The sequence below is a fragment of the Vibrio fujianensis genome, from assembly GCF_002749895.1.
GTDB lineage: Bacteria > Pseudomonadota > Gammaproteobacteria > Enterobacterales > Vibrionaceae > Vibrio > Vibrio fujianensis.
In genome coordinates this window covers 414,576-417,682 of record NZ_NBUS01000054.1, presented here as the reverse complement: position 1 = coordinate 417,682, position 3,107 = coordinate 414,576, and the positions used below count along the sequence as shown (strand labels likewise).

4 protein-coding genes are annotated in these 3,107 nt (G+C 43.7%); 3 read left to right on the top strand and 1 reads right to left on the bottom strand.

All coding sequences use genetic code 11. From position 1 onward, the window contains the following. On the bottom strand, positions 1 to 219 hold a 219-nt coding region (locus tag B7C60_RS19640), incomplete at its 3' end, for an OB-fold nucleic acid binding domain-containing protein (protein ID WP_245869538.1). 424 nt (positions 220 to 643) lie between these two features. On the opposite strand from B7C60_RS19640, the gene cmoA reads away from it, so the two are divergent. From cmoA to B7C60_RS14950, 3 genes are all read left to right on the top strand, one after another. Beyond that, entirely contained in the window at positions 644 to 1,372 is a 729-nt protein-coding gene (gene cmoA / locus B7C60_RS14960) for a carboxy-S-adenosyl-L-methionine synthase CmoA (RefSeq protein WP_099612339.1), read from the top strand. A 77-nt stretch (positions 1,373 to 1,449) separates the two neighbouring features. Continuing rightward, entirely contained in the window at positions 1,450 to 2,421 is a 972-nt protein-coding gene (gene cmoB / locus B7C60_RS14955; RefSeq protein ID WP_099612338.1) for a tRNA 5-methoxyuridine(34)/uridine 5-oxyacetic acid(34) synthase CmoB, read from the top strand. 113 nt (positions 2,422 to 2,534) lie between these two features. Next, positions 2,535 to 3,107 (top strand): putative ATP-dependent zinc protease (locus B7C60_RS14950; protein ID WP_245869535.1); only part of this gene is annotated, 573 nt, incomplete at its 3' end.

The following is a 3,107-nucleotide window of genomic DNA, read 5'->3' as shown; positions in this document are numbered from 1 at the left end:
ACCGGTGAGTTGAATGCAAAATTCATTACGAAGTTGGTTGGCGACAGAAAATACATCGACCATATCGGGATCAACCACAACCTGAACGATACCTTCACGATCTCGCATATCAATAAAAATAAGACCGCCTAAGTCACGACGGCGATTAACCCAACCGCATAATTCTACGGTTTGTCCTGCAAGGGACTTGTTCAGGTGACCACAATAATGGCTACGCATAATGAAATTCCCAACCTCTATATTTATCATCTAATTTTCAAGCCGCAGATACTACGATTATCCCTACGACACATGGTTCCATTTATACGCTGAAAGCGGGTGAAGATCGACCTTCCAGAATATAATTTTACTGTGTTTTATTCCGCACGCTTTACTTTGCTTAATAATCAAGCAGATTTTGATTAAAGCACCAGCAATGGAAAAATTGGCGCTGATTATAGCGCTAAAATAGCGTCTTCTTCAAAGAAACGCGTCCTCGTTTTATTGAGTAGGCATGTTGGGTGCTCCCCATAGAAGTAACCGAACGAACCACGTTCCCACCACAGACCCTAATGACAGAAACTGAAAATTTTCATAAAATGTGCCCCTTTTCCATCTTTGAGCGATACATTTAGTTCAATTGATACCGGCATAAGGTGCTCCTATGAGCTCAAAAGACACTATATTCTCAGCCCCAATAGAAAAAATCGGTGATTTTACCTTCGATGAACGGGTGGTCGAAGTCTTCCCCGATATGATTCAGCGCTCAGTGCCAGGCTACAGTAATATTATATCGGCGATTGGCATGCTTGCTGAACGCTTTGCAAAACCGCATAGCCATTTATATGACTTAGGTTGCTCCTTAGGGGCGGCCACACTTTCTATGCGTCGCCACATTAAGCAAGAAGGCTGTAAAATCATTGGGGTAGACAATTCATCGGCGATGGTTGAACGCTGTAAACTACACGTGAATGCTTACCGTTCTGATACCCCGGTCGAAATCATTGAAGCCGACATTCGTGATGTGACGATTGAGAATGCATCGGTAGTGGTACTTAATTTTACTTTACAGTTTTTATCGCCTAACGATCGCTATACACTGCTTGAAAAAGTCTATGCAGGCTTGCGTCCGGGCGGAATTTTAATTATCTCAGAGAAATTTATCTTCCCTGATGAGAGCGCTCATGAGCTATTGATCGATTTACACCATGACTTTAAACGCGCTAATGGCTATAGCGAGTTAGAAATTAGTCAAAAACGCAGTGCTATCGAAAACGTCATGCGTCCTGATTCGGTAGAGAGCCATAAAAAACGCTTTAAACAGTTGGGTTTTTCAAGCTACGAAGTCTGGTTTCAATGCTTTAATTTCGGCTCTATGTTCGCCATAAAATAATTCTATCGACCCCATGGCCAATCACACATCACTTTTGTTTGGACATCGGGTTTGTGCACGATTTAGGAACACATTCCATGTTTAATTTTGGTCCACTTTATCAACGCCTTGCTCAAGATACTCGTCTACAGCCTTGGTTAGACGTTCTGCCTAAGCAACTGTCTGATTGGCAAGAAAAACCTCATGGCGATCTGGATCGCTGGTTACGTGCTTTACATAAAATTTCTGATACTCCACCAGATACCGTTGATTTAAAAACAGCAGTGAATGTCTACAACCACCAGCCACTGGCGACCGGAGAGCAGAAGAAGTTAGAAAACTTGCTAAAAACGTTTCATCCATGGCGCAAGGGCCCCTATTTTCTTCATGGTATTCATATTGATACCGAGTGGCGAAGTGATTGGAAATGGGATCGCCTTCTGCCACATATTTCACCGTTAAAAGGTCGCTCAGTATTGGATGTCGGTTGTGGCAACGGCTACCATATGTGGCGTATGCTCGGTGAAGGCGCATACCAAGTGATCGGCATTGACCCATCAGAACTGTTTCTCATTCAATTTGAAGCGGTTCGCAAGTTAATGGGGAACGATCAGCGCGTCCATCTCGTTCCATTAGGCATTGAACAACTCCCGATGTTACAAGCCTTTGATACGGTATTTAGTATGGGCGTCTTATATCACCGACGCTCGCCGCTAGATCACCTGATGCAACTAAAAAGTCAATTGGTCGAAGGCGGAGAATTGGTTCTAGAAACCTTAGTGATTGAAGGGGATGAAAATGCAGTATTAGTGCCGTTTGATCGCTATGCTCAAATGCGTAACGTTTACTTTTTTCCTTCCGCCAAAGCGCTCAAAGGTTGGTTAGAAAAAGTCGGGTTTGTCGATGTCCGTATCGTTGATGAAAATACCACTTCATTCGAGGAGCAAAGAACCACAGAATGGATGACGCATAATTCTCTCCCCGACTACATTGATGCTGATGATGCAAGTAAAACGGTTGAAGGATACCCAGCGCCAAGACGGGCAATTTTAATTGCCAAAAAACCATAATTGACACAGTTTTAACCCGCTCATTGGCGTATAAGTCTACCCTAGCAAAGGATGTGCTGCGCATCTTTTGCTATAACTAATGAAACAAACTACCAATAAAAATAAGGTCGCAAATGTTTAAGCGAATAGTCCCTCTTGTCGCACTTAGCCTGCTCTCTGGTTGCACACTTTTAAAAGGCGACGAATACCATCAAACGACGCTGGCTGCCATTCATCGCTCCGAATCCAATATCTCCAACAAAATGACAAATTTAGAGCTGCATATTAGTAACCAAATGGATTATATCGACAGCCTCGAAACCCAGCTTGTCGAACTCAAAGACCAGCTCAAAACACTAAAAACCTTAGCCGATCGTCCTGTCATTGTGACCAAAGAAGTCTCTCAAACTCCAAACTCGTCGGTCGCCAGTAACACCACACCAAGCGTGCCGCGTCATGATGTGGTTTTGGGTGAAATTGAGAAAGTGACCCTTGATGCTATCGAACAAACCTTTGATGCCCGAGTCGATACAGGCGCTGCAACGTCCTCTTTAAATGCCATTGATGTTGAAGAATTTGAGCGTAACGGGAAAAACTGGGTACGTTTCCACCTCGGTGGTGATGACAGTGTCAAAGATGAAACAAATTGGATAGAAGCGCCTATCGTACGGTTTGTGCGTATCCGTCAATCAACCGCCGAACAAACG

Excerpts from the sequence above, each read along its gene's own strand:
- cmoA (WP_099612339.1), top strand. The coding sequence starts at position 644 with ATGAGCTCAAAAGACACTATATTCTCAGCCCCAATAGAAAAAATCGGT.
- cmoB (WP_099612338.1), top strand. The coding sequence starts at position 1,450 with ATGTTTAATTTTGGTCCACTTTATCAACGCCTTGCTCAAGATACTCGT.